This is a genomic window from Nordella sp. HKS 07, assembly GCF_011046735.1.
Lineage (GTDB): Bacteria > Pseudomonadota > Alphaproteobacteria > Rhizobiales > Aestuariivirgaceae > Taklimakanibacter.
Window position 1 is genome coordinate 1,998,527 of the sequence record NZ_CP049258.1, and the last position, 25,314, is coordinate 2,023,840.

General features: G+C 63.3%; 22 protein-coding genes and 1 CRISPR repeat array (1 of these 23 running past the window's edge). Of the genes, 14 read left to right on the plus strand and 8 right to left on the minus strand.

Features of this window, described 5'->3' with window-relative positions; genetic code table 11:
- Position 1 precedes the first annotated feature (1 nt).
- The 4 genes from G5V57_RS09365 to G5V57_RS34290 are packed head-to-tail and all read right to left on the minus strand — an operon-like array spanning position 2 to position 4,999.
- Positions 2 to 1,333 carry an iron-containing alcohol dehydrogenase gene (locus tag G5V57_RS09365; protein WP_165167241.1) on the minus strand — a complete coding sequence of 444 codons (1,332 nt, stop codon included), beginning with the start codon at positions 1,331 to 1,333 and terminating at the stop codon, positions 2 to 4.
- Positions 1,333 to 2,856: an FGGY-family carbohydrate kinase gene (locus G5V57_RS09370; RefSeq protein WP_165167242.1), complete on the minus strand. Its 1,524-nt coding sequence runs from the start codon at positions 2,854 to 2,856 to the stop codon at positions 1,333 to 1,335. Before G5V57_RS09370 ends, G5V57_RS09365 begins: the two co-directional genes overlap by 1 nt.
- A 60-nt stretch (positions 2,857 to 2,916) precedes the next feature.
- A complete protein-coding gene (locus G5V57_RS09375) occupies positions 2,917 to 4,440 on the minus strand; it encodes an ABC transporter substrate-binding protein (protein WP_165167243.1) in 1,524 nt (507 codons plus the stop codon).
- A 43-nt stretch (positions 4,441 to 4,483) separates the two neighbouring features.
- The gene (locus G5V57_RS34290) at positions 4,484 to 4,999 is read right to left on the minus strand and encodes a carbohydrate ABC transporter permease (protein ID WP_246737582.1); all 516 of its coding nucleotides are present in this window, start codon (positions 4,997 to 4,999) and stop codon (positions 4,484 to 4,486) included.
- On the opposite strand from G5V57_RS34290, the gene G5V57_RS34295 reads away from it, so the two are divergent.
- On the plus strand, positions 4,962 to 5,384 hold the full coding sequence (locus G5V57_RS34295) for a hypothetical protein (RefSeq protein WP_246737583.1): 423 nt from the start codon (positions 4,962 to 4,964) through the stop codon (positions 5,382 to 5,384). The genes G5V57_RS34290 and G5V57_RS34295 overlap by 38 nt on opposite strands.
- Positions 5,385 to 5,392: 8 nt before the next feature.
- Here G5V57_RS34295 and G5V57_RS09385 read toward each other — a convergent pair whose 3' ends face one another.
- Positions 5,393 to 6,313 (minus strand): carbohydrate ABC transporter permease, encoded by a 921-nt coding sequence (locus tag G5V57_RS09385; protein ID WP_165167244.1) that lies wholly within the window; start codon positions 6,311 to 6,313, stop codon positions 5,393 to 5,395.
- A gap of 327 nt (positions 6,314 to 6,640) precedes the next feature.
- Between G5V57_RS09385 and G5V57_RS09390 the strand changes: the two genes are divergently transcribed.
- From G5V57_RS09390 to G5V57_RS09410, 5 genes are read left to right on the plus strand one after another with little or no spacing between them, the layout of a single operon-like run.
- Entirely contained in the window at positions 6,641 to 7,654 is a 1,014-nt protein-coding gene (locus G5V57_RS09390; RefSeq protein WP_165167245.1) for an ABC transporter substrate-binding protein, read from the plus strand.
- A 4-nt stretch (positions 7,655 to 7,658) separates the two neighbouring features.
- Positions 7,659 to 8,429: an ABC transporter ATP-binding protein gene (locus G5V57_RS09395; RefSeq protein WP_165167246.1), complete on the plus strand. Its 771-nt coding sequence runs from the start codon at positions 7,659 to 7,661 to the stop codon at positions 8,427 to 8,429.
- Positions 8,429 to 9,265 carry an ABC transporter permease gene (locus tag G5V57_RS09400; protein WP_165167247.1) on the plus strand — a complete coding sequence of 279 codons (837 nt, stop codon included), beginning with the start codon at positions 8,429 to 8,431 and terminating at the stop codon, positions 9,263 to 9,265. Before G5V57_RS09395 ends, G5V57_RS09400 begins: the two co-directional genes overlap by 1 nt.
- A complete protein-coding gene (locus G5V57_RS09405; RefSeq protein ID WP_246737584.1) occupies positions 9,258 to 10,916 on the plus strand; it encodes an amidohydrolase in 1,659 nt (552 codons plus the stop codon). Before G5V57_RS09400 ends, G5V57_RS09405 begins: the two co-directional genes overlap by 8 nt.
- The gene (locus G5V57_RS09410) at positions 10,916 to 12,184 is read left to right on the plus strand and encodes an FAD/NAD(P)-binding protein (protein WP_165167248.1); all 1,269 of its coding nucleotides are present in this window, start codon (positions 10,916 to 10,918) and stop codon (positions 12,182 to 12,184) included. Before G5V57_RS09405 ends, G5V57_RS09410 begins: the two co-directional genes overlap by 1 nt.
- A 222-nt stretch (positions 12,185 to 12,406) precedes the next feature.
- On the opposite strand, the gene G5V57_RS09415 is transcribed toward G5V57_RS09410, so the two are convergent.
- On the minus strand, positions 12,407 to 13,732 hold the full coding sequence (locus tag G5V57_RS09415) for an NAD(P)H-dependent oxidoreductase (RefSeq protein ID WP_305849391.1): 1,326 nt from the start codon (positions 13,730 to 13,732) through the stop codon (positions 12,407 to 12,409).
- Complete coding sequence (locus tag G5V57_RS09420; RefSeq protein WP_165167249.1) at positions 13,732 to 14,493, minus strand: class II aldolase/adducin family protein; 762 nt, start codon at positions 14,491 to 14,493, stop codon at positions 13,732 to 13,734. Before G5V57_RS09420 ends, G5V57_RS09415 begins: the two co-directional genes overlap by 1 nt.
- 120 nt (positions 14,494 to 14,613) lie before the next feature.
- Here G5V57_RS09420 and G5V57_RS09425 point away from each other — a divergent pair, with 120 nt between their 5' ends.
- The 4 genes from G5V57_RS09425 to G5V57_RS35165 all read left to right on the plus strand — a co-directional run bounded on the left by G5V57_RS09425 (position 14,614) and on the right by G5V57_RS35165 (position 17,155).
- Positions 14,614 to 15,186: a helix-turn-helix transcriptional regulator gene (locus G5V57_RS09425; protein ID WP_165167250.1), complete on the plus strand. Its 573-nt coding sequence runs from the start codon at positions 14,614 to 14,616 to the stop codon at positions 15,184 to 15,186.
- Positions 15,187 to 15,371: 185 nt separating this feature from the next.
- Positions 15,372 to 15,728, plus strand: coding sequence for a GNAT family N-acetyltransferase (locus G5V57_RS09430; protein ID WP_371744756.1), 357 nt, complete (start codon positions 15,372 to 15,374; stop codon positions 15,726 to 15,728).
- Between the two features lie 25 nt (positions 15,729 to 15,753).
- Positions 15,754 to 16,707 (plus strand): hypothetical protein, encoded by a 954-nt coding sequence (locus G5V57_RS09435; RefSeq protein WP_165167251.1) that lies wholly within the window; start codon positions 15,754 to 15,756, stop codon positions 16,705 to 16,707.
- Positions 16,676 to 17,155: a hypothetical protein gene (locus G5V57_RS35165; protein ID WP_371744812.1), complete on the plus strand. Its 480-nt coding sequence runs from the start codon at positions 16,676 to 16,678 to the stop codon at positions 17,153 to 17,155. Before G5V57_RS09435 ends, G5V57_RS35165 begins: the two co-directional genes overlap by 32 nt.
- On the opposite strand, the gene G5V57_RS09445 is transcribed toward G5V57_RS35165, so the two are convergent.
- Complete coding sequence (locus tag G5V57_RS09445) at positions 17,152 to 19,323, minus strand: primosomal protein N' (protein ID WP_165173990.1); 2,172 nt, start codon at positions 19,321 to 19,323, stop codon at positions 17,152 to 17,154. The genes G5V57_RS35165 and G5V57_RS09445 overlap by 4 nt on opposite strands.
- A 743-nt stretch (positions 19,324 to 20,066) precedes the next feature.
- Here G5V57_RS09445 and G5V57_RS09455 point away from each other — a divergent pair.
- From G5V57_RS09455 to G5V57_RS09470, 4 genes are read left to right on the plus strand one after another with little or no spacing between them, the layout of a single operon-like run.
- Complete coding sequence (locus G5V57_RS09455) at positions 20,067 to 22,046, plus strand: hypothetical protein (protein ID WP_165167253.1); 1,980 nt, start codon at positions 20,067 to 20,069, stop codon at positions 22,044 to 22,046.
- Entirely contained in the window at positions 22,046 to 23,221 is a 1,176-nt protein-coding gene (gene cas7e, locus G5V57_RS09460) for a type I-E CRISPR-associated protein Cas7/Cse4/CasC (RefSeq protein WP_165167254.1), read from the plus strand. The genes G5V57_RS09455 and cas7e overlap by 1 nt, the downstream gene beginning before the upstream one ends.
- A gap of 16 nt (positions 23,222 to 23,237) precedes the next feature.
- Positions 23,238 to 23,942 (plus strand): type I-E CRISPR-associated protein Cas5/CasD, encoded by a 705-nt coding sequence (gene cas5e, locus G5V57_RS09465; protein ID WP_165167255.1) that lies wholly within the window; start codon positions 23,238 to 23,240, stop codon positions 23,940 to 23,942.
- Positions 23,943 to 23,947: 5 nt separating this feature from the next.
- Positions 23,948 to 24,649 (plus strand): type I-E CRISPR-associated protein Cas6/Cse3/CasE, encoded by a 702-nt coding sequence (locus G5V57_RS09470; protein ID WP_165167256.1) that lies wholly within the window; start codon positions 23,948 to 23,950, stop codon positions 24,647 to 24,649.
- Positions 24,650 to 24,707: 58 nt separating this feature from the next.
- Positions 24,708 to 25,314: a CRISPR direct-repeat array (repeat unit 28 nt; unit sequence GTTTCTTCCCCGTACGCGGGGGTGGACC) (it continues 150 nt past the right edge of the window).

Genomic DNA, 25,314 nt, shown 5'->3' on the forward strand with positions numbered 1-25,314 from the left:
CCTATTGCGGATCACGTGAGAGGAAGTCGTCGAGCAGGCCTGCGTCATCGGCCAGGTCGAGGAACGACCAGCGGTTGCGCACCTCGCGGGCATATTTCATCGCATCGCGCCAGATCTTGCGCGGCAGATTCATCTCGGTCGCGGTGGTGGGGCCGCCGGCTTCCCTCAGTGCCTTCTCCATCTCGGCCGGGTCCATCACGAAACCCTTGAGCTCCTCGCGCAATTGCGGCCAGAGATCGGCCAGTTTGGCGTTGAACGCGTCGGCGCCCTTTTTGTCGAAGGCCTTCTTCTTCGCTTCCGCATAACACATGCTGCCGATCTCGCGGCCATAACGATCGATGAACTCCGCCTCGACGATATGGGTCGGCTTGATCTTCGGCGCCTTGTCGAGCTTGAGCAATTCGCTCTGGAGACGCGCGATGGCGAGCGAGGCGACGCCGACCTGCTGGCCATGGGTGGTGCCGGGATGAGCGGGCCCGGCGAACATGTCGATCCAGTGCGACACCTGATGCTCGCCCATCGAGCCATGATGCGAGATGCCGGTGAAGCAGACGCCGAGGCCGCACAGCGTGAGCACCCGGTGCAGGTAGCCATTGGCGGCGACGTCGTGCCGGGCGAGACCGGACGCGGCTTTCAGCATCGGCGCCTCGTCGTCCTTCTGCAGCGCATAGGGCACCGAGGAGTAAAAGGTGTCGAAGAGGCGATGCGAGGCCCACCAGTCGATCTGCGCGGTGGAACGGCACAGGCAGTCGCCCAACCCCGCGGCCGAAAGCCAGGTCGGCGCATCAGCTGAAACCTTGAGATCGAGGAAGATGCCCTTGGGCGCATGCGCCGGCAGCGAGGTCTTGTAGCCATTGGCGAGCGTCACCGAGGCGGTGGAGGCCGCATAGCCGTTCATCGAGGCGGCGGTGCCGAAAGTGGCATAGGGCCGGCCGTCCTTGAAGGTCGCGTATTTGCAAGTGTCGCTGAGCGCGCCCGAACCCACCGCGATCACCGCATCGGCATGACGGGTCTTCTCCTGGACGAGCGCGATCGACGGCTCGTCGCATTCCATATTGCCGGGCATCACGATCTCGTCGATCGTGCCGAGCGCCTTCAATTCCCTGGCGACGCGCCGGCCCATCGCCTCGAGCGTGTTGCTGTCGGAGACGACGGCGAGGCGCTTGCCGAGCTTCAAGGGCGCGGCCACGTCGGCTGCACCACCATCGAGCGTCTCGGCGAGAAGTATGGTCTTGAACGGCACTTTCGCCGGCTTGCCGGTCTCGGGATCGGTCCAGTTGCCGGCGACGACATCGCCGATCAGTTCGTTCCAGTCGCGCATGGCGTCAGTCATCAATTTGTTCCTTGGGCAAAGGCGGCCATGCGTGCATTCCATTTCGAAAGAGACGGCCAGAGATCGGCATAGATGGCGGAAAGTTCGGCATAGCGCGCATGCGAACGGCTGTCCGGGGTGAACGTCCTGGTGAGGTCGCCCGTCATATTGCGCGCGGCTTCCGTGACGGTTGGATACCAGCCCGCTCCCGTCGCCGCGGCGGCGGCCGCCCCCAGCGACGATGCCTCGACCGTCGTCGAGCGCAGGACCTTGCGGCCCGACGCATCGGCAATGATCTGGCACCAGAGATCGGAAGCCGCACCGCCGCCAATGGCGACGAAATGATCGATGGGCTGCGTCACTCGGCCGATGCGGTCCGTCACCATGGCCTGCTCGAGTGCCACACCTTCGAGAAGTGCGCGATAGACATCGCCGCGCCGGTGCGAGGCGGTGAGGCCGGCGATGACGCCGCGCGCATGGGGATCCCAATAGGGCGTCATCGATCCCGACCAGTAAGGCACCAGCGCCAGGCCGTTGGAGCCGATGGGCGACTGTTGGGCTTCCGCCTCGAGCGTCCTGAAGATCTGCGGATTCTTCACAGGATCGATATTGAAGAGCTGCTCCACCAACCAGTTGACCAGGAAGGTGCCGGTGCGCAGGCAGGACTCGTAGATATAGCCGGTTTCGGCGATCGCCGTCATGGTGCGGAAGGCCGGATCATGCGCATAGGCCTCGCCGAAGCTGCCCGACACCACGGCGGTACCGAGATTGAGATAGGCACGGCCCTTCTCGAACACATTGGCACCGCTGCCGGCGCATTGCCCGTCACCGCCGCCCGCCACCACGATGCAATCGCGTGGCAGGCCGGTGGCTTTTGCCGCACCCTCGGACAATGCCGCGATCTTCTGGCCCGGCCGCATCAGCCTGGGCAATTGCGCACGGCTCAGGCCCACGGCGTCGAGTAGCGTGTCGGACCAGTCCTGCGCCGCCATGTCGAGAAGCCCCATCGGATCGGCGGAAGCGGTCGAGGTGACCCATTCGCCGGTCAGATGATGGATGAGGACGCCATGCACCTCGGCGGTCCGGGCGGTCCGTCTCCACATCTCCGGCATATGCGCGTCGAACCAGGCGCAGCGATAGAGACAGGGCGTCAGGTCGACCGGCTTGCCGGATATGCGATGGATCTCGGAGCGGCCGATGAGCTGAGCGAGCCGTTCGATTTCGGAGCGGCCACGCTCATCGAGCCACAGCGTGCCGGGCCTGAGCGGCGATCCCGCCGCGTCGAACTGCGCGAAGCTCTCGCGCTGATTGGAAATGGCGATGGCGGCGACACGCTCGGGCTTCACCTTGACCAGGACTTCGCGGATCGCGGTTTCGGCGGAGCGCCGCCAGTCTTCCGCCTCCTGCTCGAACCAGCCGGCCTGCGGATTGGACAAGGCGATCCCGGCGCGGCCTTCTGCCAGCGCATTGCCGTCGCGGTCCCAGGCGATGGCCTTGGCGGCGGTTGTCGAGGAATCAAGGCCGATGACGAGGTCGCGGGTCATGAATGCATCAAAAAAAGCGGCGGAGACGGGATCGTCCGCCTCCGCCCAGTCCAGGGAGTATCAGAGAAGACCGGCGTCTTCGACGGCCTTGTTGATCAGGCTGGCAACGTTGTCCATGCACTTCTTGGCATCGCCGCCATAGTCCTGATTGGTGAGCAGCTTGCCGAGCTCGACCGGGATCTCATTGTTGGAGAAGCCCGCCCACAGGGGCATGTCGGGTTCAGACGCCATGACATTGTCGATCGTCCACTTCACCACTTCGAGATGGCGCGTGGTGCCGGGGCCGACGACGGCCTTGGCCTTGACGCGCGGATCCTCGAAGGAGGAAAGCCGCATCGGCGCGAAGCCGCCCAACAGCGTGCAACGGGTCATGATCTCCTTCGAGCAGGCCCACTGCATGAAGACCCAGGCGGCGTCGAGATTCTTGGAGTATTTCGAGAGGCCGAGGATCGAGCCGCCCTGATGGCCGACATTCGGGATCTCGCCGAAGCCCGCATCCGCCACGGCGCGGATTCCGCTCATGGAGGAGATCGGGTGCAGCGGCTCCCACAGGCCTTTCACCTTCGAATCATCGGCATCGAGACCGGGGAAGAACTCGTCCCAGCTGTTGACCAGCGCCACCTGGCCCGCATGCATCATCTGGAACTGGCCATCCCAGGTCGACGCGGTCGACTGCGGCGGGGCGTTCTTCAGCATCTCCTGATACCACTGGAGACCCTTGATGCCCTGCTCGTCATTGCCGGCGAACTTCTTGTCCTTGCCGAAGATCGAGCCGCCATGGCCCCACACCGCCGCCGTCCAATCGCATTCGAGCGAATAGTGGCCCGATTTCGCCTGCAGGCCGGTGCCGAAGATGCCGTTGGCTTTCTCGGCCTCGGTGATCGCCTTCACGCCGGCGGTGAACTCGTCGAAATTGGTCGGCGGCTTGATGCCGTGCTTTTCGAGGATGTCCTTGCGATACATGGTGATGAAAATCGGAATGTCGAAGGGAATGCCGGCCCATTTGCCGTCATAGAGCGCCAGACCCTCGACCAGCGGCTTGGAGAAGTCGTCGAAGTCGAAGCCCGGCATCGCGAGATCGGGCTTGTCCTTGTAGTACTGGACCGGGTCGACGGTATCCTGCGCGAAGGTCGCCACCCAGGACTGGTCGAGATAATAGACGTCATAGGTGCCGAGCTGGCCCTGCACGTCCTGCGTCGCCTTGGCGAGCACCTGCTCGAGCGGCACGATTTCGATCTCGACATCGATGCCGGTCGCGTCAGTGAATTCGCCCTTGATCTGGTTGAGGACGACGGTGGGCGGCGTGGCTTCCGAGGTGTAGCGCACCTTGGTGCCCTTGAATTGGCCGCCGACATCCTTGAGCCATTTGGTCATCTCTTCCGGCGTCTGGGCGTAGGCCGCATTGCCGCCGAGATTGCCGCGGAAGGGCCGCGTCGTGCCGAGAAGGCCCGAGGCGAAGGCCGAGAAGCCGATGCCCGCCATGCCGGCCTTGCGCAGGAAGTCGCGCTTGGAGATGCGCCGCGCCGCGAAGTCGCGCGCCGTGTCGATAATGAAGGTCTTCTTGTCGTAGTCACGGAAACTCATGAATTCCTCCCATGGGTTGCGTATGTATTTGCTCGTCCGTGTCTCATTCCTTGAGCGAGCCCAGAGTGAGGCCGCGGACCAGATGCCGTTGAACCAGAAGAATGAAGATGAAGCCGGGCAGGATCGCCGCGGTGCCGAGCGCCGAGATGAAGCCCCATTCCGAGCCCGTGGAGGTGACGAAGGTGGTGATCTTGACCGGCACCGTGCGGATGATGGTGGTGAGGAAGAGTGACAGCAGGAACTCGGTCCACGAGAAGATGAAGCACAGGACCGCCGCCGCGGCGACGCCGCCCCTCACCATCGGCAGCACCACCTTGCGGAAGGTCTGCCAGCGCGTGGCGCCGTCGATCATCGCCGCCTCGTCGACATCCTTGGGCACATCGTCGAAGAAGGATTTGAGCAGGAGCACCGCGATCGGCAGGTTCATCAGCGAATGGATGATGATGAGCCCGACATAGCCGAGAAAGAGATTGTCGGTGTCGCGCATGCCGGCGACCTTGTACATGCCGACGAGCGGCACGATGATCGCGATCGGCGGCAGGAAGCGCTGGCCGAGCACCCAGTTGAGGAAGCCGTCGCGCCCCCCGGAAGCGCATTCGCGAGAGAGCGTAGGCCGCGAGCACCGCGATGATGATGGTGAGCCCGGTGGAGCCCACCGCGACGATGATCGAGTCGACGATGGTCTGGCGCGAATCATAGGAGCTGGTGCCGCCGACGCCGAAGGTCGAGCCGCTTTCGATAGCGATCTCGGCGCGCGACCAGCCGAGCAGCACGACGGCATAGTTGATGAGCGTCGGCACGAAATCGAAGACGACGACCTCGTCCTTGTTGAAGATCGCATACATCGGCTTGATCGAGGTCAGCGCCCACCAAAACAGCGGGAACATGAAGATCGCCACGACCGTGACCGCGGTGATATCGCGCAATATGCGCTTGGGGAGTGACTGTTCCATCAGAGCTTCACCCGGAAAATCTTCATGAACAGGCTCGACGCGACGATCACCAGGATGAGGGTGATGAGCGAGAGCGTCGAGGCATAGGGAAAATCGCCGTTGAAATAGATGCGACCGGCATAGGAGGTGAGCGTTTCGGTGGCGGTGCCGGGCCCCGAATCCGTCATCACCTTCACATAGTCGAAGATGCGGAAGAGATCGATGCCGCGGATGAGGACGGCGATGGCGATCACCTTCGACATCATCGGCAGCGTCAGCTTGAAGAAGGCTTGCACCGATGAGGCGCCGTCGATCGCCGCCGCCTCGAAGGGTTCCTTCGGCAGCGAACGCAGGCCCGCTAGCATGATCAGCACCATGAAGGGCGTCCATTGCCAGATATCGGCGAGCAGCACGCCGGCAAGCGCCGTCGAGCTCGTCGCGAGGATCGGATATTGCGGCGACAGCATCCCCACGGCGTAGAGCGAGCGGGAGAGCACGCCGAAGGAGCCGTCGAGCATGAGCAGGAACATCATGCCGGTGACGGCGGGCGGCACCACCAGCGGCAAGGTCATCAGCGCCCGCAGCACGCCATAGCCCTTGCGGTCGGAATCAAGCAGCAGCGCGATGAGAAGGCCGAGCACCAGCTGGATGACGAGGGCGATGCCGGTATAGAGGAAGGTGGTGGCGATCGCGTCCCAGACGCGGGCATCGCCGAAGGCCTTGGCCCAGTTATAGGCGGGATCGAAGATATTGGCCCGCGTCACCGGGTTGCGCTTATGCAGCGACAGCCACAGCGCATAGAGCAGCGGATAGATGCCGAAAACGATCATCAGCGCCGAGGCCGGCAGCAGCCAGGGCAAGGGATGTTCGGAGGTAAGCCAGCGCCATTTGGGCCATGACCAGCCGGGTGACGGGCTCTGGGCGAGCGCCGCATCGCTCATGCGCGGACTCCGGCATGGATCGTCTCGCCGCCCCAGCTCGCGGTCATGTGGCCTCCCATCGAGTCCCTCCGGCGAGTTTTGAACTTTTGTAATTCCACCGGAACAAATGTAACGAGAGTAAACGCGTGCGTCGCGTCCCTGTCAACCCGGATTTTCCCCGCGTACCCGGCGCCTCTCACAACCCTAAATAATCATTAGAAAATCTTTACGCTTCGGTGAGCTTTTTAGGTTGGCGGCGGCGCCGCACTTTGCTGTGAGAAACCGGTCAATCGAGTTGCCGAGGGGTGCGGATACCGTTACTGCCGGCTGAACAAGGAGAATGAGACAATGCTGCTGACCCGACGTTCCGCCCTTCTGGCTTTGGGCGGCACCGCCCTCCTGGCGACGCCCTTGCGGGGCGCCCGGGCCGAGGCCGCCCCGATCGAGGCGACCATTGCCTATGGCAGCACCGGTTATACCTGGGCGCTTTCCTTCGTCGCCGAAGGCATCGACAGCTGGAAGAAGGAAGGCGTGTCCTTGACCGCCCTCGATTTCCCGACGGGCCGCGAGTCCATGCAGGCTTTGCTCGGCGGCTCGGCACAGTTCGCCACCTCGACCGACACGCCGGTGATCTTCGCCGCCCTCCAGGGCCTCAAGCCGAAGATCCTGGCGAGCTACAGCCGCTATTCGCGCGACATGAAGGTGACGATGAGCAAGGCGAGCGGCGCTTCCGAGAAGGATCCCTCCTCGCTCAAGGGCAAGACCATCGGCACCAGGGTCGGGACCAGCGGCCAGTATATGCTGTCGCGCTATCTGGCGATGGGTGGCCTGAAAGACAGCGACGTCAAGATCGTCGACCTCAATCCGAGCGACATGCTCGCCGCCACCTTGCGCGGTGATGTCGACGGCTTCGCCTGGACCTCGCAGGCCTCGAAGCTCGCCCTCGACGCCGCACCCGACAAGATCTTCGAGATGTCGCAGGATGGTCTCGAGAATTTCTTCGTCAGCCATCAATTGCTGCTCGCCAACGACGCGGCACTCGCAGCCCAGCCGGAACTGGGTGAAAGAGCCGACCGCGCCTTGCTCGCCGCCGAGGATTACATGGCCAAGAACGCCTCCTGGCCCGAGATCGTGGCGCCGCGCGTGCGCGCCGAAGCCGATTTCGTGCGCGAGATGACCTCGGTCTTCGAGTTCCAGGTCCGCCTCGACAAGGCTTTCCTCGACGATCTGGTGAAACAGGCCGAATGGGCGATCGCCGCCGGTCTCGCCCAGGCGCCGGCGGAGGATGTGCGCACCCTGCTCGCCGGTCTCATCGCCGCCGAGCCCTTGAAGAAGGTCGCCCCCGACCGCGTGAGCCTCTGACGTCATGCCGCTGATCTCGATCGAGCATGTCTCGCATCTCTATGTCGGGACCGGCGGCACACCGTCCTGGGCGCTGCGCGATGTGAGCCTCGGCCTCGAACGCGGCCGCTTCACCTGCCTGGTCGGCCCCTCGGGCTGCGGCAAGACCACCTTGCTGCAGCTCATCGCCGGCTTCCTCAAGCCGACGGCGGGCAGCGTCCGTCTCGACGGCAAGCCGATCACCGCTCCCGGCCCCGACCGCAGCGTCGTCTTCCAGGAATATGCCCTCTTCGCCTGGTTCACCGTGCGCCAGAATGTCGAATTCGGCTTGCGCATCGCCGGCATGAAGGCGGCGGAGCGGCGCAAGCGCTCGGACGATCTTCTGGCCATGGTCGGCATGGCGCAGGCCGCCGACCGCTACCCGCATGAATTGTCGGGCGGCATGCGCCAGCGCGTGGCGGTGGCGCGCGCCCTTGCCACCCATCCGCAGCTCGTCCTGATGGATGAGCCTTTCGCGGCGGTCGACGCCTTGACGCGCGCGACTTTGCAGGAGGAACTGCTGCGGCTGTCGCAGCAGCTGGGCCTGAGCATCGTCTTCATCACCCACAATGTCGACGAGGCGGTGTTCCTCGCCGATGATGTGGTGGTGATGTCGGCGCATCCCGGCACCATCCAGGAAATCATGACCATCGACATGCCGCATCCGCGCGACCGCGGCTCGCCCGAATTCGCCAGATGGTATGCGCGCATCAATTCAGCGCTGCATCAGGACCCGAAACGGAAGCAGGCCGCCTGATGCGTGACAATGTGATGGACACCGCCGCCTTCGAAGCCCGCTTCCTCGCCGATCATCAGCGCAGCCTCAGGCTCAGACGCTGGCGCGGCATTGCCCTCAACATTTTGGGCGTTCTCCTGTTCCTGGCGCTGTGGGAGTTGATCCCGCGTCTCGGCTTCATCGCCAATCCGGTCCTCTTCCCGCCGCCTTCGAAAGTCGTCGAGGCCGCTTTGCCGATGCTCGGCTCGGGTGAGATTCCCTACAATATCCTGGTCAGCCTCGGCCGCGCCGGCGCCGGTTTCCTCATCGCCGCCGTGCTGGGCGTCGCCATCGGCGTCGCGACGGCGCGGGCCCCCTTGATCCGCGACCTGGTCGAGCCTCTGCTGCACGGCTTCCGCTCGGTTCCGGTCATAGCACTTGTGCCCGTTTCCGTGCTCTGGTTCGGCATCGGCGAAGGCGCCAAGATCGCGCTCGTCGCCACCGGCGCTTTCTTCCCCATCTGGATCAACGCCTTCATCGGCGTGCGCGACGTGCATGAGATCTATCTGCGCTCCGCCGCCTGTCTCGGCGCCAATCGCTGGCAGACCTTGCGTTTCGTCGTCCTGCCGGCAGCACTGCCCTTCATCATTGCGGGGCTCAGGCAGGGTATCGCCATCGCGCTCATCGTTCTCGTCGCCGCCGAGCTCGCCGGTGCCCGCGCCGGTGTCGCCTATATGATGTCGATGGGCCACCAGCTCTTCCGCGTCGACATCATGTTCGCTGGCCTGGTGATCTTGGGCTTCCTGGGTTTCGCGGGAGACCGTCTGTTCGTCGCTCTGTGCCGGAAGCTCTTCCCCTGGTATCGCCCCAGTGCCTGACATCATCATCACCACGGGCTGTGTGCGCACGCTCGACCGCGACGATCGTGTCGCCGAAGCGATCGCCATCAAGGGTGACCGCATCCTTGCCGTCGGTGATGCGGCAGCACTCAAGGCTGGCGCCACGCCGAAGACGCGCCTCATCGATCTGCCCGGCGCCACCGTCACGCCCGGCATCAACGACGCCCATGCGCATATGGAGCGCGAGGGGCTGAAGCTCAGGCGTCCGTCGCTCGCCGGCTGCCGCTCGATCGCCGACATCCAGGCGTTGATCAAAGCGGAAGTGCAAAGGACGAAGCCCGGCGACTGGATCGTCACCATGCCGATCGGCGCGCCGCCTTTCTTCTTCAATGCCATCGCTGGGCTTGCCGAGGCCAGAGCTCCCGATCGCTTCGATCTCGACGCCGCCGCCCCCGATCATCCCGTCTATATATCGGGCCTGTTCGGCAATTGGGGTGCGCCACCTGGTTTTTCCTGCCTCAATACGCGCGCTTTGGCGCTCAATGGCATCACTGGCGCCTCGACGCCGAGCGTTGGCGGCATCGAGATCGTCAAGGACGATAAGGGCGAGCCGACCGGCGTCATCATCGAGCGCAATCCGCGCCCGATGGTGGAGTTCGATCTCCTGCCCGCCGTGCCGCGTTTTTCCGCCGCCGATCGCCGCGCCGGCATCATCTCTTCGATGCATCTCTATAACAGCGTCGGCACGACATCGGCCTATGAAGGCCATGGCTCGGCCGCCGAGATCATCGGCCTTTATCGCGATCTGTGGGAGAAAGGCGAACTCACGGTGCGCATGGGGCTGGTGGCGAGCCCGTCCTGGAAGGATGTCAGCGAGGCGGCCGTTATCATGCGCGACTGGCTGGCCCATGCGCAGGGCTCCGGCCTCGGCGATCCATGGTTCCGCCTTTCCGGCATCCATGTCGCCTTTGGCGGCGACGAGCGCATGGCAGAGATCGCCCGCATGGATCTGCCCAATACCGGCTGGTCGGGCTTCGTCGAGCAGGCGCAGGGACCGAAGGATTTCGAAGCACTCTGCCGGCTGGCGCTGCTGCATGATCTGCGGCTCAACACCATCGTCGCCGACCGCCTGGGCGACGTCGTCGCCATCCTCGAGCGGGTGAATGAGATATCGCCGCTCGCCGGCCGGCGCTGGGTGATCCAGCATATCGCGAAGACGGAGGCTGAGACACTCGCCCGCCTGGCGCGGCTCGGCGTGCTGGTGACCACCATCCCGGTTTATTTCCTGTGGAAGGGCGGCCATTGGTATGACGAGAAGGACGGCGACCGCATCGTGCCGATGCGCACCATGCTCGATCTCGGCATCGACACCGCCGCTGCCACCGACAACATTCCCCACAATCCCGGCTTCACTCTGTGGTCGATGTGCGAACGCCGGCGCCGCTCCGACGATAGGGTGATGGGCGCAGCCGAGCGCCTGACGCGCCGGGAGGCGCTGCATGCGCTGACGGTCAGCGGCGCACGGCTCACCTACGATGAGCATCACAAGGGCCCGCTCGCGCCGGGCTTCCTCGCCGATCTCGCGGTCTTCGACGCCGATCCGCTGAATGTCGAGGCTGAAGGGCTGAAAGACCTGTCGAGCCTTCTCACCATGGTGGGCGGCCGCATCGTGCATGAACGCCGGCGCTGATGAAGCAGCGCACCGTCATCATCGGCGGCGGCGCCGCCGGCGCCTGGATGCTGCTGCGTCTCCTGCAAAGAGGCTGCGATGGCATCGACATCATCGAGCCGCGCGAGGGATTGGGCCGCGGCCTCGCTTATTCGGCAAGTTTCGACAAGCACCTGCTCAATGTGGCGACGCCCAAGATGGACATGCTGGCGGAGGACAGCGATCCGCTTTTCGCGCCCTGGCTCGCCCAGCGCGCCGATTTTGACTATGCGCCGCGACGGCTCTATGGCGACTTCCTGCTGGAAGCGGTGGCGAAAGCCGTCGCAGGCACGGATGTCCGGCATTTCAGAACAAAGGCGACATCAATCCGTCGCGACGGCGACGGCCTCGCCATCACCATTGCGGATGGGACAACTCTTCATGCCGCGGAGGCGGTGCTGGCGCTCGGCAATCTGTCGCCCAAACGATTGGCGCCCGAGATCAGCGATCCGCGCCTCGTCGAAAATCCCTGGAGCCTCACGCCGGATATGGCGCAAGGCCGCGACCGTGTCGTCATCGCCGGCACCGGCCTCACCGCGCTCGACGCGGTCGTGCTGATCGCCGACGCCAATCCCCATGCGCATTTCACCTTGGCCGCCGCGCATCCACTTTTGCCGCCTTGCGACCGCACCGTCACGCCATGGCCCGAGGCGGCACAGGTCGTCGGCCGGTCACCCGCTGCGATCTGGGGCACGGCGAAGCATGCGATCCGCTGTCAAGACTGGTATGAGATCGTCGATGGCTTGCGGTCGCATGTCGAGGCGATCTGGGCCTCTTGGACGCAGGAGCAGCGTCGCAGTTTCGTGAAACACGGCGCCCGGCTCTGGCTGCATCACCGGCACCGCTCGCCGCCGCCAACCTGGCGGAGAATCGAAGAGCTCATGCAAACAGGCCGGCTGTCTTTGCGCGCCGGCCGCATACGCGGTCTCACCGCGCATGCCGAACGCATCGATGTCGACTTCGCCACCGGCGCCTTGCCGGCCGATCTCGTCGTCAACACGACGGGGCCAAGCCTGTCACTGCGCTCACATGCCTTGCTCAGCGCTGCTCTCGATGCGGGCCTGATCGCCGAATGCCCCTTGGGCCTCGGTATCGCCATCGACGATGACGGAAGCTGCCGGACGCGGGACGGCCAGCCGTCGCGCCTCTTCGCGCTAGGCACGCTGACCCGCGGCCAGTTCTTCGAGACCGTCGCCGTGCCCCATATCAGCAAGCGCGCCGGGGATATAGCGCGAGTGATTGTAGGCTGAGACTATTCAGACCGTCCAACAGTTCCCCTTCTCCCGCTTGCGGGAGAAGGTGCCCGAAGGGCGGATGAGGGTGTTGGGGCAGCTGATACAGACGCTGCCGTTGAAACGCAGCTGGGAATGCATCTTCTCGAATAGCAATGCGGCGCGAGACACCCTCATCCGGCGCTTCGCGCCACCTTCACCCGCAAGCGGGAGAAGGGGAACTACGCATGCGTGCAGTCTTTACTCCGCCGCGGCGAGGAACTGCGCGTCGGCCTGATCGAGGCGGCGGCGCAGCTGCGTGATGGTGAGCGCGTCGTCGGGAGCGCAATTTTCGTAGGTGAGATAGCTGCCGGCCTTGACCGGCTTCATCACTTTCGCCCGCTCGGCGAGGCCGATGGGGATCGCATTGGCGCGGCGCGCCTCGCTCCAGGTCATGGCCCAGGCGCGATATTGCGTCTCGCCGATCTTGCCCAGCGTTTCGCCGGGCGCAAGGTCGCGCTTGGCGACGGCGATGGCTTCCGCCACCGGGTGATCGAGTGGCACCATATCGGCCTGCTTGTGCAGCACCGCATGCGCCGCCGAGATCGGTACTTCGAGGCTGGTCAGGTGGAACGGGCGGAACAGCGAGAAATACGGGCCCTTGCCGACTTTGAGATCGATCATGCGCTCGATGACGCGCGGATGGTCGGCCTCGACGATGCAGAAGACGCCGGGCGCCACACCTTTGCCGATCGAATAATCGACGCAGCCCGCCTTGCTCAAGACCCCGCCTTTGTCCTTCGGGATCAGCACATCGGCGAGCTCGTCGCGCGTCGCCGCCGGCCCGTGCATGCCGGGCACGTCGGGCACGAGGCCTGTCGAATTGGCGATCGCCACCATCTCGACCATCGTCTTGGAGCCGTCGACGAATTCGACCAGCACACGCGCATTCATGTTGCGCTGTTTCGCTTCCGCCTCGAACTCGGCCGGCACCGCGTCGAATTTGAGCGGGTTGTTCTTGCCCTTGCCGGCGCAGACGATAGAGAGGCCGAGCGACTGGGCGAAGCCGATGAGCTCGAGGGCCGCCGCGGGCTCATCGCCCGCCGCCCCGGTATAGACGACACCGGCGCGGCGCGCTTCCTGATGCAGGAAGCGCCCGATGGTGATGTCGGCCTCGACATTGAGCATGACGATCGGCTTGCCGGCCTTGATCGCCGCCAGCGCGAAGACCGCTCCCGTGTCGGGGTTGCCGGTGGCGTCGATCACCACATCGACGCGCCCCGCATTGACGAGCGCCTCGAGATCGCCGGTGATGGCGATCTTCTTCAGCTCGATCAGCCGATCGATGTCACGGGCGCTTCTGGCTTCGGCGAAATCATCAGGCGTATGGCCGGCGAGGAGAAGGGCCGCGCGCGCATTGGCGATATTGAGCTCGGAAATGGCGGCGAGCCTCAGGCCCTGCATGCGGGCGAGCTGCACCGCGAGATCGGTGCCCATCTGGCCGGCGCCGGCGACGCCGATCCTGATGGGGCCCTTGGCTTCGGCATGCTGGCGCAGCTCGCGCGCCAGCGACGACACATTGGCGATCACTTCGACTTGTCTTTCTTTGGTTTTTCTTTCTTGCTTTTCGGCGACGCGGCTTTAGGCGCGTCACGCCGCGTCGGCGCGATCACCGCCAGGGCCTCGCCCTGCTTCAGTTCTCCGGCCTGCTTGCCATAGGTCTTGAAGCGCGCCAACACCGTCTTCATCTGCGTGTCGGAGAGGATGACCGGCTTGCCGGCGAGGCTCGCCGCCCAATATTGATGGCACAAGGTCTCGATCTCGCCCGCGAGCCACAGAGCCTTGTCGAGATTGGGCCCGAAGGCGATCTGACCGTGATTGGCGAGAAGGCAGGCGGTGCGCTCTTTCAGCGCCGCGAGCATCGTGTCGGAAAGCGCCTGGGTGCCGAACTCGGCATAATCGCTGACCCGCAAGGTCGAGCCGCCGGTCACGCCGATCATGTAGTGGAAGGGCGGAATGTCCTTGCGCAGGCTCGACAGCGCGGTGGCATAGATCGAATGCGTATGCACGATGGCGCCCGCCTCGGGGCGCGCCTTGAAGATGTCCATATGCATGCGCCACTCGGTCGAGGGCAGATATTTGCCGTAATAGCCGCCCTCGAGATCCATCTCGACGATATGCTCGACATCCATGATGTCATAAGGAACACCCGAGGCGGTGATCACGAAGCCGTCCGCGGTGCGGGCGCTGACATTGCCCGACGTGCCCTGATTGATGCCCATCTCGTTCATCCGGCGGCAGACCGAGATGATCTTCTTCTTGAGATCGGCATTCTTCGACTTCGACATTGCGTCCGCTCCGGGTTTGATCAAAATCGGGCGGACCCTACAACTGGAAAGCCGAAAGGTCCAGCAACGCGGCTTGAGAAGGCCTTGACAATCTCTCCATTATGAGAAAAATTCTCATATATGGAAGAACAGGAAATCCTCGAGGACGCCGTGGACCGGCGGATCGCCCAGCGCCTGAAGGCTCTGCGCGTCGACCGCGGCTGGTCGCTCGACGAGCTCGCGGGGCGCAGCGGGGTCAGCCGTGCCACTCTGTCGAGGCTCGAGAATTCCGCCATCAGCCCGACCACCAGCATGCTCGGCAAGCTGTGCGCCGCCTTCGGTATCACCTTGTCCCGCCTCATGCATATGGCGGAAGACGGTTTCGCGCCGCTCCTCCGCCGCAGCGCCCAGACGGTGTGGAGCGATCCCGAGATCAGCTTCCGCCGCCGCGCCGTGTCGCCGCCGGCGCAGACGCTCGCCGGCGAGGTGATCGAAGGCGAGATCGGCCCCGGCACGCGCATCGACTACGACAGATCACCGAAACAGGGCCTCGAGCATCATCTCGTGCTGCTCGAAGGCCAGCTCGAAATCACGGTCGCCGGCACGACCCACGAGCTGAAAGCCGGCGACTGCCTGCGCTATCAGCTTTTCGGCCCGAGCAGCTTCGCGACGCCGAAGAGAGTATCGGCCCGCTATCTGATCTTCATGGTGTGACGCAACATGCTCGCCAAATCTCCGGTCACCCTGGCGCTCTTCGAAAGTTGTGACATCGCAGCACATCTGCCGGAGCTGGCGCGGCTCCTGCATGATTGCGTCCATGCCGGCGCCAGCATCGGTTTCATCATGCCGCACGGCCCTAAGGACGCTGAAGCCTTCTGGCGCGACAAGTTGAAGGCGCGGTGGCCATTGGCACACGCCTGCTGCTCGTGGCGACCTGCGGTGAGCGCATCGCCGGCGCCGTCCAGCTCGATATCGATACGCCGGCCAACCAGCCGCACCGCGCCGAGATCCGCAAGTTGCTGGTGCATCCCGATTTTCGCCGCCTGGGCATCGCCCGCCTGCTGATGGCCGGGATCGAGGATCACGCGCGCGCCCTGGGGCGCAGCCTCCTCACCCTCGACACCCGCACCGGCGACAATGCCGAGCCGCTCTATGCCTCGCTCGGTTATCGTACCGTCGGCGTCATCCCCGGCTATTGCCGCGATACCCATAAAGATCGTCTCGACTCCACTACGATCATGTACAAAAATCTGTGACGGGAGGCACGGCACAGAGGGGATCATGACCGAAGACAGATTGCGCGGCATCGCCGTGGTCGATGTCGGAGCGACCAACAGCAAGATTGTTCTTTTCGACAGTGCCGGCAAGCCTTTGGCCGAGCGCAAGATGGCAAGCCGCCATGGCGCCGGGCCGCCCTTTCCGCATCTGGATCCGGGACCCTTGGTCGCCTTCTGCGCCGAGCACCTGCCCGATCTCGACGCCGTGCTTCCCATCGATGTCATCGTACCCTCGGCCCATGGCGCGGCGATCGCCTGTTTGGCAGGAGACGGGTCACTGGCGCTGCCGGTCATGGACTATATGGCGGAGCCGCCGCCCGAGATCATCGCCGCCTATCGCGAGATCGAGCCGCCTTTCCAGGAAGTCTTCGGCCCTCTGCTGCCCATGGCGCTGACCCATGGGCTACAGCTCTTCTGGCAGGAGACGGCCTTTCCCGCCGAATTCGCCAAGGTCAGGACCATCCTGCCCTGGATCCAGTATGTCGGCTATCTCCTGAGCGGCGAGGCGGTGATCGAGATCGCCAGCATGTCCTGCCAGTCGCAGCTCATGGATGTGCGCGACAACAGCTTTTCCTCACTGGCGCGCCGGCGCGGCTGGGACAGGCTCTTCGCGCCCTGGGCCAAGGCCTGGGAAGTGACCGGGCCGCTCAAGGACGGCTTTCGTGGCAAACGTTTCCGCGGGCGGGGCGACGTGCTTGCCGGCATCCATGATTCGAGCGCCAATTATCTGCGCTATCTCGCCGGCGGCAGGCGTCATTTCACGCTGCTGTCGACCGGCACCTGGATCATCGGTTTCGACACCAACACCGTCATCACCGAGCTCGATCCCGAGCGCGACACGGTGACCAATACCGACATCTTCGGCAAGCCCGTGGCCTGCTGCCGCTTCATGGGCGGGCGCGAATTCGAAATCTCTCACGCGGCGCATCCGCCGAAGCCGCGAGCTTCCGGGCTTTGACGGATATACTGGCGCAAGAGAGCTTCGCGCTGCCCTCCTACACCGACAGCGGCGGTCCCCTGCCCGGCACCGGCAACAAAGGCCTGGTCAAGGGCCCCGCCCCTCCAATGAGGAGGAGCGCGCGACACTCGCGGCCCTATATTGCGCGCTGATGGTCGATCGCTCGCTCTGCGCCGTGAAGTCGAAAGGCGACATCATCGTCGACGGACCCTTCGCCAAGAATCCGGTCTTCCTGTCATCGCTCGCCGGCCTGCGCCCGCAGCAGAATGTGCTCGCCTCGCAATTGCGCGACGGCACCACCCAGGGCGCCATGGTGCTGGCCTTGATGGGCGAGGATGACAAGCTGCCCGAGCTCGCTCTGTCGCTCGACCGCATCGCACCGGAGGCCCCCGCGATGATCGCCGACTACGCCGAAAAATGGCGCCGCCTAGCGGAGCAAGCGGGTTAGAGGAAGCTATACGGATCGACATCGATGGCGAGGCGGAGCGACCCCTTGGGCTTGATGTCGCCGAGCCAGGCCCTGAGATAGGCCTGAACATTGATGCCGCGGCGCGCCCTGACGAGAAAGCGCCAGCGATGCAGGCCACGCACCAGATGCAAGGGAGCGGGTGCCGGGCCCAGCACATGCACGCCCTCGCCATAGGGCGCCAAGGGCTGCAGTGAACGCGCGAAGCGTTCGGTCTCGTGCCCGTCGCGCCCCGATATCACGAGGGCCGCGAGATGTCCGTAAGGCGGCAGCTCGGCGCCCTCGCGCAGACGCTTCTCCTCGGCGAGAAAACCGTCGCGGTCGCCCGCCGCCAGAGCGAGCATCAGGGGATGATCGGGCCGATAGGTCTGGATCAGCGCGCGGCCCGGCTTCTCGCCGCGCCCGGCGCGTCCCGCCACTTGCGCCATTTGCGCCCAGCTGCGCTCCCCGGCGCGCGGATCCCCGGAATCGAGGGCGAAATCGGCATCGACGACGCCGACCAGTGTCAGATGCGGGAAGTGATGCCCCTTGGCGACGAGCTGCGTGCCGATGACAAGATTGTGCACGCCGTCGGCCACTTCGCGGATCGCATCCTTGAGCAGCGTGCCGCGCGCCAGATCGCTCGACAATATGGTGAGGCGCGCCTCCGGGAAGCGCTGCACGACTTCCTCGGCCAGCCGCTCGACGCCCGGCCCGCAGGGCACAAGCTTGCCCGCCGTTTCGCATTTCGGGCAGGCCGGCGGGATCGCGGCGGTATGGCCGCAATGATGGCACATCAGCTGCTTGCGGAAGCGGTGCTCGACCAGGGAGGCGGCGCAGTTGGGACAATCGAAGCGATGGCCGCAGGCACGGCACAAGGTGAGCGGCGCATAACCGCGCCGGTTGAGGAAGAGCAGCGCCTGGTCACCCTGCGCCAGCGTCTCAGCAACCGCTTGCGCCAGAGGCTCCGACAGCCATGAGCCCGATGGTGGCGCCGATTGCCGCATGTCGATGATGTGGCTCGGTGGCAATTCCGCCGTGCCGTGGCGGCTCGTGAGCCGTACGTGAACGTAGCGCCCGCGCTCGGCATTGACGAGGCTTTCGAGCGAGGGCGTGGCGGAAGCGAGCACCACCGGGAATTTGCCGAGCGCGCCATAGACGATCGCCATGTCGCGCGCGTGATAGGGCACACCGTCCTCCTGCTTGTAGGCGCTCTCATGCTCCTCATCGACGACGACGAGGCCGAGCTTGGCCCAGGGCAGGAACAGAGCCGAGCGCGCGCCGACGACGATGCGCGCGCCGCCTTCCGCGACGCCGCGCCAGACGCGCTCGCGCTCGCGTGGCCGCATACCGGAATGCCACTGCGCCGGCGCGACACCGAAGCGCCGCTCCACCCGTTCGATGAATGGCGGGGTGAGTGCGATCTCGGGCAGCAGCAGCAGCACCTGGCGGCCGGACGCGAGCGCCGTCGCCATGGCCTCGAAATAGACTTCGGTCTTGCCGGAGCCGGTGACACCGTCGAGCAGCAAGGTGCCGGCGGTGCGGCGCGTGACCAAAGCCCGCAGTTCCTGGGCGGCCTCTTCCTGCTCGTGCGACAGAGTGAGCTTGCCGGCGGCAGGATCGGGCATCGGGAAGGCGCGATGCGGCGGCAGCGCAACAGTTTCGAGCGCCCCCGTCTTGGCCAGCATCTTCACCACCGACGTGCCGACGCCGGCGAGTTCCGCCAGTTCGGGCGCCTTCATCGCCGGTCCCTCGCACGCAATATCGAGGACGCGGGCGCGCTGGGCGGTGAGTTTCGCCGGCGGGTGGGGCCCGATACGATAGGCGGTTTCGCCCTTCGACTCGCCGAAGGCGCCGGGGGCGCGCAGACAGAGCCTCAGCACATTGCCGAGGGGCTCGAGATAATACTGCGCCACCCAGTCGATGAAGGCGCGATGCGTGTCACTCAAGCGCGGCAGGTCGAATTTCTGCACGATCGGCCGCAAGGTCTTGCCGCCGCCATCGCCGACACCAAGCTTCCACACGCAGCCGATGAAGGAGCGCGGCCCCAGCGGCACCTCGACATAGTCGCCGGGCGCCACCGCAAGGCCAGATGGCACTGCATAAGTATAAGGCCCCTCGAGCGCGAGCGGCAGCAGGACATCGGCGGTGACGAGGGAATCGGCGGACATGATCGAAGACTTGCGCCATCCATCGGCAGGGGACAAGCCCATGGCGTGGCGCGGCTCCATTGCCTATATGAAGCAAATGGCACAGTTCGAATCCTTTCAGGTCCGCTAATGATTTGAATTAGTTAGATGACAATTAATTCATTCCAAAATTGGGTAGCAAGCAATTAGCAAGCAACTAATGCAACCGAAGGATATCACTTAGCCCAGCGAAAATGGGGTTTCTGGAATCTCAAGACTCCATGTAGCTTCTGCGGCTTCGGATCATTGAACTAAAGAGCTCACTCGTGGCAACCAGCAATAACCAGAACCCAGAACAGATCGCACGTGACAAGATCGACTAGAGGCTGACGGATGCTGGCTGGCACGTACAAGACAAAAGTGCCATCAATTTCGCTGCCGGGCCTGGAATAGCCGTCCGTGAATACCAGACCGATGTTGGTCCGGCCGCCTGATGCAGTTCCGCGCGGCTCGCGGCAAGAGCATAATTATCCGAGTAGACAAGGGTTCCGGTGCAAATGAATGAATATGGTACCGACGTAGCTTTAGTCTCCTCATTTCAGGTGTAAAGGACGACTATCAGCCCATCACTACCTTTTGTGCTGGACCTGTGAGGATGGCGATGCCGTTGTCCTTCGACCAGCGCTTGTAGACTTCAAGATGAGGCAGGAGTAGGTTAAGCGCTTCAACCGAACTCACAGCAGCCCAGTTAGACGGCTCAGGCCCTGCTACTTTCCACGAAATAAATGGTATCCAATCCTACCACGCTAGCCGACCCCATTTTTTCGGCACGGCTGCAAACCGAGATCAAGAAGCTGAATCTCTTTGAGCTCTTATGCTCCGCTGCCACCACGAAGCTGGTCGATCTGACTGCCATGGCCGCGCACCAAAGACCGGCTGTCGTCACCGTATTCGCGATCCTCAGCCACTTGCTGTGCCGATATGGGAACATCGATGTTGCTGATCCTCGGAGTTGGGCGTCCGCATGGGAACGCCTGATCGGCCATGATGCCCTGCGTCTTACGGCATCGCATGACGAGGTTGCCTTCTTGCAGCCGCCTACCATCGAACCAACTTCACAACAATCCATCGAGGCAGCCGATCTGCTGCTTGCCAAGGTGGAGCATGAAGTCAAACAGACGTGGCGCACTACGGCTGAGCGCGGCCTGTTCGCAATCATGGGGAGTATGCTTCGCCCCAACGTCAAGGATCATCGCAGCTCCAGCCGTATCGGCCTGACCGCGGTTCTTACCAGCAACAATGGCGCACTCGGCGATGAAATCGCCCATCTCGCAGCTGCGTTTGATGCCCTCTTCGTTGGCCCCGCGGCGGATCACGCAACGAAGGATCATCTCGTCTGGCTGAGAATGTACTCGCCTAAGACCGCCCCCCTCAGTCTCGCCGATTTACCCTTACCTTTCCTCGATGTCGGCCGCGCGCAGAGACTAAGGGCGGTAGATAGGGACCTTTTCGAGGTCTGGGCCGTGCCGAACAATACCGCCAGGATCAACGCAGACGCCGACCCGTGGCTCGATGATCCCCACACACCCAAGGTGGTCACATCCAAAGATGCCAAGCGCTACAAATTGGCGAGAAAGCCTTTCGATTATCGTTTCGAACACGCGGTGCTGTTTGGTGCTCGTAGCGACAAGGAAGATGTCGTGCGACCCCGCATTCTCGACCTCGGGCAGTATCGGGTGGTACGGCTCTGTGCGCTTGGATCGGAACAGGGCAAGACGAAAGGGTACCGCGAGGCAACGTATGTCGCCGCACGTGGCAGCAGCTTGCTTTCGTTCGATGAGCCTTCCGAGGCAGATCGTCCGGCTCGCCTGTCGCGGCGAGCCTTGGAAACCATTGAGACCGGACTAAAGATACTCAACAGATCGCTTATCGAACTATTCAAGGAAGCGGACGAGCCGAGTGATGTTGACTGGAACCGTATCGATACAGTCCGGCAGACGTTCCGATCAACCGTAGCTCCGCGCTCAATCCAATTTGTGTTCGACGCGCTATCGCGCGATGAGGACATCGCAATGGAGCAGCGGTCACTCGATCAGCTCGTGGCCGAAGTCGTATTCGAGTGCTTCAAGCTTGCCGCTACCGCACTCGCCAATCCACTCAAACACGCGCGAGCCGAGGATAAGCTCATGACCGGCATTCGCTTTCAACTCAAGGGGGCCGCCATGAACGAGCAAAAAGTCCAACCTCTTCTTGCCCGCCAAACCTACGCAATTCTTTCAAAGATGATGCTTCACCTCTCTCCCGATGACCGGGCACGGCTGAGAACCATGTCACTCAGCGACCCACCGCTTTCCTTCTGGAAACTGATGGCCCAGGTTCCTGCTGCACATACGGAGAACAAGCGCTGCCTTGAAGTTTGGCAAATTGTGTTGCGCACGGTCGGTCGCGTCTATCATGCATCGCGTCCGCTTGGACGCATTCTGCGGGAAACGGATTTCCCAGAGCACCGTCTGAGCCGTTTTCTGGTCGCCACAGGGTCGTCACTTCCGGGCCTGCTCGACGAGTTGGCGCGGTGGCTCGTAAGTCACGAAGTGGATAAGGCTAATCTCGCGGACCTCGCAACGGTCGGGCTCGGCGATGCACTCGACGATCATGATGCGCGCGACTGGGCGCGACGAAGCATAGCTCTTCAATATGTCGGTGCGCCCATTGTATCAAGCGTGCCCGCGCGGACAAGTGAAGCGACGGTCGGAGGAGAGGACTGATGTTCGTTCAAATACATACGCTGCGGGATTACTCGACGGCATTGCCCAACAGAGGGCAGGATGGCCTCGCCAAGCGTACCGTCTATGGCGGCATCGAGCGCCAGCGTATCTCCTCGCAGAGCTTCAAAGCCGCGCTGCGCGACAGCAAGACATTGGTCCGGACTGCTCATGATGGTTCAACCGTAGACGACACACTTCGTGCGCTGGCGAATGGTTGTGGCATCGGCATGAGCATACGCTCCGCTCTGATCGAGGAACGCATTGTGCTGCCCAAGCTCATGGAAAAGGGTTTCAGCGAAGAAGAGGCCAAGACCTGGGCCAATGCCATCATGGGACTTTGGCGCAAGGCTGATGCTGCAGTCGCGTCCGACACCCCGCTCGTCGTCGGCGAGAAAGAAGTTGACGCGTTGGTGAGGGCCGCAACCCTTTTGAAAGTCGCGGGGACGGACACAAAGGAGTTCCGCAACATGATTGAGAAGCCTCAGGCACGAAACAAGGCTCCTGAGGCGGTCAGACAAGCAATAGAGAATATGCGAGCCATCAAGGCAAACGCCGGTATGGACGGAGCATTATTTGGACGTTTCGCAACGGGAGTTGCAGTCGACAATGTGGACAGTGCTGTGCATGTCGCTCATCTCGTCACGGTGCATCCGCTGTTCAGCGTGACGGACTTTTTTTCCGTCCAGGACTTGCTGAAGACAGGCCAAGGCGAAGACCGGGGCGGCAGCCACATCAACACGGCCGAGCTGACCAGCGGCCTTTTCTATGGCTACGTCGTCGTTGATCTACGCCAGCTGGAGGAGAACTTCGCATCGCTTGACAGCGCTCAGCGCGGCGCGATTGTTGCATGGCTTATTCGTGCCGTGGCGCAAGTCGAGCCCGCTGCAAAACTTGGCTCGACTGCACCGTATTCCTGCCTGCGTGAACTAATGGTCGAGATCGGCAGGCGTCAGCCACGCAGCCTCATCGGTGCATTTGAGAACCCAGTAGATCGAACCTCCGAACGTTCGCTGTCGGAAGAAGCTCGTGCCCGGCTCATTGCCCATGCGGCGGAAATGGACGCCCTCACCGGAAAATCCGGTTGGCGGGTTCTGCTTCGCGAGCACACAGGAGGTACCCTCCCCGCTGTGGAGGCGCTGAGCGATGCAGCCGCTAAGTACCTACGGGCCGCGTAGAGCTAATTGGTGAGCCATGTCTTTCTTCACCATTCGGTTCAAGGGGCCACTCGCAGCCCTACAAGGACCGCGGATCGATGGTGAGCCGCAAACACTACCCATTCCAACGCCATCGCTCATCACCGGAATGATTGGAGCAGCGCTCGGTATTTCACGCGCGGAGGCCGAGCGGCTACAGGCCCTTCAGGACGGGATGCGCCTTGCCTGTGTAGTTCACAAACCGGGCGTTGAAGTGATCGACTATCAGATAGCGGACCTTTCAAAACCATATCTCGTTGGACCCATGTGGTCGTCCGGGGCGAGGATCGTGGAGCGCGAGGGATCGCAGATCACGGGTCTGAGGCAGCAATGGAAGCCCTACCTGGCCGACGTTGATATGACGCTCGTCGTGGAGCTTGATCCCAGCGCCCCCAACACAGCCGAGGAGATCATTGCGGCCTTCCACGAGCCAGCGCGCCCGTTATTTCTCGGGCGATCCTCTTGCCCGCCGGACGTGGCCCTTGCAGGTGCAATCATCGAGGCGGCCGGTCTCGAAGATGCAGTCAATAAGGTCGCCTCCGAACGCTCGTCGGCGCTCATCTATCTGCCAGCCGGTTGCACCCAGCCCCAATGGGGAGACTTGCCAGTTTCAATTCCCGGAAGGCGGGATTGGCCCGCGAACCGTCATTCAGGCAGCGAACTGTACGTGTGTCGCCAGCCTGCCGCTGTCGAGCCAGGGTGAACGCGATGTATCTCATCCAGCTCACGCTCGACATCACCAAGTCCGCGCGTCATCTGAGTTCGTTCATAGGGTCGCGTGCTCTGGAGGACGATAGCCTGCTCATCAAGACAGTTCTCACCGAAACTTTCAGCGGTGCCTTGGTGAGGCCTTGGGCGGTACATTCACGGCACGGCCCTCTGCTCACAATAGTTGGGTACTCTGATGAGGGTGCCGAGGCGCTGAACGCGCGTCGTGCCCTTGCCTTACCGTCGCTGCAAGCTGCGGTGGGTGAAGCTCTCAGCGTCGAGATGCCTCCGCTCAAAGACGGCGATGCATTCCGTTTCAACGTTCGTTTGATCCCAACTGTGCGTATCACGCCGACTGGCAAGCGACGACACGGCGAGCGCGATGCCTTTCTTGTCGCGGCGGAAGCGACCGGACCCGATGGTGGCTTGGCTCGCGGTCTAGTCTACGAGCGGTACCTGAAGAGCAAGTTGGGCGGAGCTGACGTTACATCGTGCCGACTTGACGGCTTTCGGTTGGTACGGTTCACACGCCCAAAGAAGGACGGCCGAGCCCAAATAACCATGCCCGAAGCCATCCTCACTGGAACGCTGAAAGTAACCGACGCCACCACTTGTACCAGCTGCATCCGAGCGGGCATTGGGCGGCAGCGGGTCTATGGCTACGGCATGGTTCGCCTGCAACCGGTCAAGTTGGGCGGTTAGTCGGTACCGTGATGCTATCCTCGCTAAATCATTTGATTGCAGATAGTTACGTACAAGGGTTTCTTCCCCGTACGCGGGGATGGACCCGACCTCGAGCTGTTCGAAGTGGAGCGCCACGCGTTTCTTCCCCGTACACGGGGGTGGACCGGAGCAGGATGTGGTGGTGCGCGAGGGGCTGCTGTTTCTTCCCCGTACGCGGGGGTGGACCGTCGCCCGATCTCGACAGCCGCATTGCCGACGTGTTTCTTCCCCGTACGCGGGGGTGGACTCCGCTATCGTCGATTTTTCGAAGAGCACGATTAGTTTCTTCCCGGTACGCGGGGGTGGACCGTATCCTCACATCACCGAGAAGGACACCGGCCAGTTTCTTCCCCGTAGGCGGGGGTGGACCCTATTGGCATGCACTGCCGATGTACGCCCAGGCGTTTCTTCCCCGTACGCGGGGGTGGACCCGGCGACGACGGGGTGCGGACCTATGACGGCTCGTTTCTTCCCCGTACACGGGGGTGGACCGGAAACCGCCTACCAGACGGCGAAGACCGGCGAGTTTCTTCCCCGTACGCGGGGGTGGACCCATGGTGCCCATCGGCGGCGAGCGCATGAACACGTTTCTTCCCCGTACGCGGGGGTGGACCATACATGGGCGCCGACGTTGTCTATGACGG